The following is a 7786-nucleotide window of genomic DNA, read 5'->3' on the forward strand; positions in this document are numbered from 1 at the left end:
CGCCGTCGTCGATTGCTGTGCACGAATGTATACACTCGTGCACAGTGGCGTCAAGGGGTCCGAGATCCGATCGCCTGACGGACCGTAGGATGGCGCCCATGACTCACCCGATGCCGACAACGGACACCTTCGAGCACGTCAGAGGCGCCGACGGCGAGCACGTCGGGTACATCCACTGCACCGACGACGGCCGGTTCGTGCCGTTCGACCTGCTGCAGCGCCGCCGCGGGGAGCCCATGGAGCTGGACGAGGCCGAGGCGTTGCTGGACGGCATCGGGCTGAGCATGCTGGCCGAGCCCTGGTGGCTGGACGAGGGCAACGGTGAGCGGGTCAAGGTCCTCGTCCAGGAGGTGCACCGTGACCGGCTGACGGTGGCCCGGGCGATGGACGACCTCTCCGGTCCGGTGGCCAAGGCAGTGGACCTGCAGGCGGTCATCACGGTGGAGCTGCCGACGGACCGGCTGCACGACGCCGCCTCGACCGAGTAACCACGGGGGTCTCCCCATGCCTGACGAGACGCTGGTTCCGCCCGGGGCGACGGTGACCGAGGTGAACGGCCTGCGAGCCCTGCGGGCCGGGACGGACACCGGCAGGGTTCCGCTCGTCCTGGTGCACGGCGGCGGCGCGGACCACAGCGGCCTGTCCTGGTACGCGGCGATGGGTCCGTTGTCCCGTGACCGCCTGGTGTGGGCCGTGGACCTGCCCGGGTTCGGCGGCAGCATCGACGTGCCTCCCGTGGGCGGCCCCGGGCAGCTGGCACGGGTGGTGCTAAACGCGATGGACGCTGCCGGGCTGCCCCGCGCCGTCGTGATCGGGGTGTCCATGGGCGGGGACGTGTCCCTCAACGTGGCACTGCAGGCGCCGTCGCGGGTGGCCGGGCTGGTCCTCGTGGGACCCGGTGGCCTGATCCCGGTGCTGCGGAACGCGAGCACACAGCGCTGGGCCTGGCGGGCGGCCCGGCTGCCGGACTGGCTGCTGGTGCCGATGGCCCGGGTGGCCAACCGCTTCGCCTCACGCGTGCTCCGGACAATGGTCCGCGATCCCGCCGTGCTGCCCGTCGAGGTCGTCCGCGAGTTCATCGCCCACTCGCGCCACCCCCGCAGCGGGCTGGCCTACGGCCGGTACAACCAGGCCACCCTGGGGCGGGAGGGAATGCTCAACAACCTCACGCCCCGGCTCGGCGAGGTGGTGGCGCCCACCCTGTTCTTCCACGGTGCGGAAGACCGCCTGGTGGATCCGGCGGGTTCGGTGCATGCGGCCGCCATGATGCCCCACGCCCGGGCCGTGATCGTGCCCCGGTGCGGGCACTGGGCGCAGTTGGAGGCGCCGGAGCGCTTCCTGGGCGAGGTCCAGGCGTTCCTCGGCCACCTCGAGGAACCGCCGGGGCGTCCCGGCGCGTGACCGCGCGGGGATGGGGTCAGCTGCCCGTCCACAGATAGCGGTGTTCGGGCCGGCCGGTCGCACCGTAGCGCGGGCGCAGCTCGGCCAGGCCGTGGCCGGTCAGCAGGTCCAGGTAGCGCCGGGCACTGACCCGGGAGATGCCGCAGGCCTCGGCCACCTCCCGCGCCGAACGGTCGACGCCGGCCCCGGCCTCCTGCAGGGCCGTGGCCACCAGGCGCAGGGTCGGGACGGAGAAGCCCTTGGGCAGCCGGGCGGGGAGCCCAACCTCGGCGGTTGCCGCGCCCTCGGTGACCGCGCCGGTGGAACCGGCAACGGCTCCATCGGGCCCGGTGGTCCTCCCGGCCTCACCCGCCCCGCCTGCCTCACCGACGACCGCGCCGGCCGGCGTGCTCGCGGTCGACCCCTCGGCGCGCGGCGGCAGTCCGGCGGCCCCGCGCACGAGGCGGTCGATCTCGGCCTGGTCCAGCGCCTCTTCATCAAGGACCTCCTGGTCGGCGCCAGCCGGATCGGCGTAGAGGGCGGCGAAGGCCAGCAGCCGCTCGTTGAACTCGTCGCGGCTGAAGGGCTTGACCAGGTAACCGTCCACGCCCTGGCCCACTGCGCGGCGGACGGTGTCCCGCTCGGAGGCGGCGGTCACCATGATCACTGCGACGTCCGATCCCGCCGCGCGCAGGTCCTCCAGCACCTGCACGCCGCTGCGGTCCGGCAGGTGCACGTCCAGCAGGACCAGGTCCACCTCGTGCTCGGTCAGGAACCCGGCCACCGGCACCCCGCGCTCCAGCACGCCGGCCACCTCGAAGCCCTCGAGGGCCTCCACGAAGCGCCGGTGCATCCCGGCCACCGCGAAGTCGTCGTCCACGATCAGTGTCCTGATCACCCGAGCCTCCTCTCCTGGTCTGTCCGCGTCTCCGGGTCCGCCTGGTGCTCCCGGCCGGCCGGCGTCGCGCCGTGGTCCTCCGGTATGGCCTCGCTGCCCGCCGCGCTACCGGTTGGACTGCCGGCGCCGCCGCCCGCGGGCATCTCATGGTCATTCTCACCCGGCCACGCGGCGTGGAACCGGGCCCCGCCCAGTGGTGAGGGCCCGACGTCGACCCGGCCGCGCCGGCGTCGGACGATCCGGTCCACCAGGGCCAGGCCCACCCCGCGCCCGCCCACCGGGGCGGCGGTGCCCTGGCGCTGTTTCGTCGACTCGCCCCAGCGGAACAGCCGGTCGGCGGCGGCCGGGTCGAGTCCCGGGCCGGAGTCCTCCACGGTGACCGCCACCCCGGGCCGGCCGGCATCCTCAACGCCACCCTGATCGGCATCCCGGCCGTCATCGCCGCCCGCCTCCGCCCCCGCACCACCGGCGCGGACCCGGAGGAGGACGCGGCCGCCGTCGCCGGCCGCCTCGATCGCGTTGGTGAGCAGGTTGGCCACCACGGTGAGGGTGTCGTCGTCGGCCCGCCAGTCCGGGGCCACCGCGCTGTCCCCGGCCACCGTCAGCTCCACCCCGGCCTCGCGCGCCACGGCGGCCTTCGCGCCGACGAGCGCGGTGAGGGAGGCGTCGCCGAGGTCGGGGGTCCCCGAGCTGCCGAGCGGCCCGGTCAGGGAGCGGACGTACTCCTCGGCCTCCGCCGCCTCGCCCAGGGACAGCAGCCCGGAGATGACGTGCAGCCGGTTGGAGAACTCGTGGGTCTGGGAGCGCAGCGCCTCGGTCATGCTGCGCTGGCCCTCGAGCTCGCGGAAGGTGGACTCGAGCTCGGTTCGGTCCTGCAGGGTCAGCGTCCGTCCGACCGGTCTGCCGCCGACCAGCACGGGCCGGGCCTTGGCGAGCAGGATGCGCTCGCCGGCCAGGACGAACCCGGTGGCCTCGGGGCCGGCGGCGGGGGAGAGGAGCATGGCGGCGACGTCCTCGTCCAGCACCTCGGCGGCCAGCTGTCCTTCCACGTCCGCGGAGACGCCGAGCAACCGGCGGGCCTCGTCGTTGGCGAGGGTGATGGTGCCGTGCTCGTCCACGCCCACCACGCCGTCGCCCACGCTGTGCAGCAGGGCCTGGCGGGACTGGTGCAGCCCGGCCATCTCCTCCGGTTCGGCCCCGTAGATCCGCCGGCGCACGTAGCGCGAGGCCCAGGCCGCCACCGCGGTGCCCAGCGCCGCCGCACCGAGGATCCAGGGCGCGAAGCCGAGCACCACCTCGAGCAGGTCGGCCCGGATCTCGGACTGCAGGATGCCCACGGACACGCTGCCCACCACGGTGTCCCCGTCCCAGATCGGCACCTTGGAGCGCAGCGTCACCCCCACCGGTCCCTCCTCGACCCCGCGGAAGCTCTCGCCGCTGAGGATGGGTCCGTGGTCCGAGGACACCGGTTGCCCGATCAGCTCCGGGTCCGGGTGCGCCACCCGCAACCCCTCCCGGTTGACCACGACGACGAAGGAGACTCCCGCGGACCTCTCGGCCAGGTGCGCGATCGGCTGGATGCTCGCCGCGGCGTCCGGGTCGTTAACGTCGTCGATGACCTCCGGGTTGGCGGCGATCGCGGTGGCCACGGTGTCCACCTCCTCGAAGGCCAGCTCCCGGGTGTACCGGTCCTGGACGAACAGGACCACCGCGGCCACGGCCAGCACGGTGACCAGCACGATCGCCACCTGCAGCGCCAGCAGCCGGCGGCGGATGCGCCGGCCGGTCCGGGGCGTGGCGCCGACGAGGGCCATGACTGCTCCTGTGCTCGGGGACTGCGGGGACTGCGGGGACTGACGTGGGGGACTGCTAGTGGGATGCCTTGCGGAGGTGCTGGTGACCAGAACTTTCTTAACCACCTCTTATGACCACAACCAGTTTTCCACTGTGCCGCGCGTCACGGGTCTGCCACGGTAGTGATCCGGCTCACAACTCTATGCGGGCCGCAACCAGACCTTCGCACTGAGAGTACGGAAAGCAATGAGCACACGGACAGTCAAGAGGACCCTCCTCGGCGTGGCTGCGGCCGGCGTCGTCGGGCTGGCCCTGGTGAACGCCGCCGCGGACGGCGGGGAGGCCACCGCCCGCTCCAAGCTGGTGCTGATGGCCCCGGCCGCCCCCGGTGGCGGCTGGGACGGGTTCGCCCGCGAGTCCCAGCAGGCCATCAAGTCCGGCGGCATCTCCAACAACGTCCAGGTGGTCAACGTGCCGGGCGCCGGCGGGACCATCGGCCTGGGCCAGTTCGCCCAGATGGAGGGCCGTTCGGACATGCTGATGGTCACCGGGGGCGTGATGGTCGGCGCGGTGGAGCTGGCCGACGCCGGCGCCACCCTGGACGACGTCCAGCCGGTGGCCCGCCTGGCGGACGACTTCGCGGCCCTCGTGGTCCCGGCGGACTCGCCCTACCAGACCCTGGACGACTTCATCGAGGCGTGGAAGAAGGACCCGGGCGGGACCTCCATCTCCGGCGGCTCCCTGGGCTCGATCGATCACCTGCTCACCGGGCTGCTGGCCGAGGAGGTCGGGATCGACCCCGCGAAGACGAACTACATCGCCTACTCCGGCGGCGGCGAGGCGCTGACGTCGATGCTCTCCGGCACCACCGTGGCGGGGATCTCCGGCTACAACGAGGTGGCCGACCAGATCGACGCCGGCATGCTGCGGGCCCTGGCCGTCTCCTCCGCGGAGCGCCTGCCCGGGGTGGACGTGCCCACCTTCACCGAACAGGGCGTGGACGCCGTCATGGCGAACTGGCGCGGCCTGGCCGCGGCCCCCGGCGTGGAGGGCGAGCAACTGCAGGAACTGCAGGACATCGTGGCCGAGTACCGGCAGACCGATCAGTGGCAGGACGCGTTGCAGCGCAACGCCTGGACGGACAGCTACATGGTGGGCGAGGAGTTCGAGGCCTTCCTCGACGAGGAGATCGCCCGCACCGAAGACATCGTGGAAGGACTCGGACTGTGAGCATGCAGATCAAGCCCTCGTCCCTGTCGGACGAGACGTACGCCCCGCGCACCGGGGGCGGCACCGCGGAGGGCGCGGCGTCGGCGTCGGGAACGCCGGAGGGAACCCCGCAGGGCCCGACGCCGGCACGCACCCCCGGTGCCCGGCCTCGCCGGTCCTTCTGGTCCGGGCGCAGCGAGCTGATCATGCCGGTGCTGGTGGCCGGCCTGGCCACCTGGCTGGCCTACGAGACGGCGACGATGACGGTGCTGGGCACCTCGGTGCCGGGACCGCAGTTCTTCCCGACGATCGTGTGCGTGCTGCTGTACGCGGTGGCCGTGGTCCACGCCGTCCAGGTCCTGCGCACCCCGCGGCTGCCGGACCCCACGGACGACGCGGAGAACGCGGACGTCTCCTCGGACCTGCTGGGCGACCTGGCCCACGCCTCCGAGAAGGGGCGCCGGCGGATCGCCGGGCAGAACCCGGACGCCAAACTCCCCAAGGACTGGAAGACCTACACCGACTGGAAAACCGTCGGGCTCGTGGTCGGCGGCATCGCCCTGTTCATCCTGGTGCTGCCGGTGCTGGGCTGGGTGTTCTCCGCCGCCGGACTGTTCTGGATCGTCTGCAAGGCCCTGGGCAGCACGCGCCCCGGGTTCGACGTGGTGGTCTCCCTGGTGTTCGCCGCCGTCATCCAGCTGGCCTTCAATGCCGGCCTCGGACTGAACCTGCCCTCGGGCTTCCTGGAAGGACTGCTCTGACATGGAACAGCTGTCTCTGCTCTTCGAGGGGTTCGGTGCCGCGCTGACCCCGATGAACCTGCTGTGGGTGTTCATCGGCGCCATCCTGGGCACCGCCGTGGGCGTGCTGCCCGGGCTGGGCTCGGCCATGGCCGTGGCGCTGCTGCTGCCGATCACCTTCACCCTGGACCCCACCGCGGCGTTCATCATGTTCGCCGGCGTCTACTTCGGCGGCCTGTTCGGTGACTCCACCGCGGGCATCCTGCTCAACACCCCGGGCAACTCCTCGGCGATCGCCTCCACCTTCGAGGGCCACCGGATGGCCAAGGACGGCCGGGCCGCCAAGGCCCTGGCCACCGCCGCCGTGGGAGCGTTCATCGGCGGGTTGATCGCCACCACGCTCGTCGTGTTCTTCGCCCCCACCCTGGTGAAGATGGCCACCGCCTTCGGCCCGGCCGAGTACTTCGCCCTGGCCGTGTTCGCCTTCCTGGCGATCTCCTCCGTGGTCTCCGAGTCCGTGATCAAGGGCGTGGCCGCCCTGGGCATCGGCCTGGTGCTGGCCATGGTGGGCGTGGACGGGCCCTCGGGCACCGTGCGCTACACCCTGGGTCTGCCCCAGCTGTTCGACGGCATCTCGATCGTGGTCATCACCGTGGGCCTGCTGGCCCTGGGCGAGGTGCTGCACATCGCCGGCAGGATCCACCGGGACCCGTCCGCGACGAAGATCGAGCCCAACGGCCGGGCCCGCCTGGACCGCAGGGACTTCCGCCGGGCCCTGCCGGCCTGGCTGCGCGGCACCGCGTTCGGCGTGCCCTTCGGCATCATCCCCGCCGGCGGCTCCGAGGTCCCGACGTTCCTGGCCTACGGAACGGAGAAGAAGCTGGCCAAGCGCCGCGGTGATGCCGAGTTCGGCACCGTCGGCTCGATCAAGGGCGTGGCCGCCCCGGAGGCCGCCGGTAACGCGACTGCCGGCACCGCGATGGGCGCCCTGCTGGCCCTGGGCCTGCCGACCTCGGCGACGGCGGCGATCATGCTGGCCGCCTTCCAGCAGTACGGCATGCAGCCCGGGCCACTGCTCTTCGAGCGCAGCGGGGACCTGGTGTGGACCCTGCTGGCCTCGCTGTTCATCGGCCTGGTGGTGCTGGTCATCCTCAACATGCAGTTCGCGGTGCTGTGGGCCAAGATGCTCTACATCCCGCGGCACTACCTGTACGCCGGGATCACGGTGCTGTCCATGCTGGGCGTGTACGCGATCAGCTCGGCCACCCTGGACCTGTGGGTGGTGCTGGCCGTGGGCCTGCTCGGGTTCATCATGCGCCGCTACCAGTTCCCGCTGGCCCCCGTGCTGATCGCCGTGGTGCTGGGCCCGCTGGCCGAGACCGAGCTGCGCCGGGCGCTGACCGTGTCCGAGGGGGACCCGTCCATCCTGGTCTCCAGCCCGGTGACGGTGATCCTGTACTCGGTGCTGGTGCTGGCCCTGGCGGTGTCCGCGATGCAGCACCTGCGGCACCGGCGGGAGAAGGCCGCTGGGGTTGCCGGTGGTGATGGTTCCGGTCCGCAGGGCGGCGAAGGGATCGGTCCCGACGCCGGCCCGGCCGGCCCGTCGGAGGGGGCGGTGACCGAGGAGCGGGAGAGCAGCCGGGTGTAGTCGGCTTGATCTCTACGCAGCCGGGGTGAGGTGCCAGAGGCGCCTCACCCCGGCTTTTCACAGTCTTAGTAAGTGTTGGGAAAGAGATCATTTCGTGGCGTGTGGTTGCCATGGTCG

The 7786-nt window shown here is 72.2% G+C and carries 7 protein-coding genes; 5 read left to right on the forward strand and 2 right to left on the reverse strand.

Features of this window, described 5'->3' with window-relative positions; genetic code table 11:
• The first annotated feature begins 98 nt into the window (after window positions 1–98).
• Both Q0283_RS16140 and Q0283_RS16145 read left to right on the forward strand, forming a co-directional pair.
• Window positions 99–488, forward strand: a complete 390-nt coding sequence (locus tag Q0283_RS16140) for a serine/threonine protein phosphatase (RefSeq protein WP_298045603.1) — start codon at window positions 99–101, stop codon at window positions 486–488.
• A 16-nt stretch (window positions 489–504) separates the two neighbouring features.
• Window positions 505–1401: an alpha/beta fold hydrolase gene (locus tag Q0283_RS16145; RefSeq protein WP_298045605.1), complete on the forward strand. Its 897-nt coding sequence runs from the start codon at window positions 505–507 to the stop codon at window positions 1399–1401.
• A 16-nt stretch (window positions 1402–1417) separates the two neighbouring features.
• On the opposite strand, the gene Q0283_RS16150 is transcribed toward Q0283_RS16145, so the two are convergent.
• Complete coding sequence (locus tag Q0283_RS16150; RefSeq protein ID WP_298045607.1) at window positions 1418–2278, reverse strand: response regulator; 861 nt, start codon at window positions 2276–2278, stop codon at window positions 1418–1420.
• Window positions 2275–4092 (reverse strand): ATP-binding protein, encoded by a 1818-nt coding sequence (locus Q0283_RS16155; protein ID WP_183528898.1) that lies wholly within the window; start codon window positions 4090–4092, stop codon window positions 2275–2277. Before Q0283_RS16155 ends, Q0283_RS16150 begins: the two co-directional genes overlap by 4 nt.
• A gap of 226 nt (window positions 4093–4318) precedes the next feature.
• Between Q0283_RS16155 and Q0283_RS16160 the strand changes: the two genes are divergently transcribed.
• The 3 genes from Q0283_RS16160 to Q0283_RS16170 are packed head-to-tail and all read left to right on the forward strand — an operon-like array spanning window position 4319 to window position 7669.
• Window positions 4319–5302 (forward strand): tripartite tricarboxylate transporter substrate binding protein, encoded by a 984-nt coding sequence (locus tag Q0283_RS16160; RefSeq protein WP_298045609.1) that lies wholly within the window; start codon window positions 4319–4321, stop codon window positions 5300–5302.
• A 2-nt stretch (window positions 5303–5304) separates the two neighbouring features.
• Entirely contained in the window at window positions 5305–6042 is a 738-nt protein-coding gene (locus Q0283_RS16165) for a tripartite tricarboxylate transporter TctB family protein (protein ID WP_183529460.1), read from the forward strand.
• A 1-nt stretch (window position 6043) separates the two neighbouring features.
• The gene (locus Q0283_RS16170; protein ID WP_183528894.1) at window positions 6044–7669 is read left to right on the forward strand and encodes a tripartite tricarboxylate transporter permease; all 1626 of its coding nucleotides are present in this window, start codon (window positions 6044–6046) and stop codon (window positions 7667–7669) included.
• The last annotated feature ends 117 nt before the right edge of the window (window positions 7670–7786 follow it).

Origin of the sequence: uncultured Citricoccus sp., assembly GCF_937871995.1 — a bacterium.
Lineage (GTDB): Bacteria > Actinomycetota > Actinomycetes > Actinomycetales > Micrococcaceae > Citricoccus.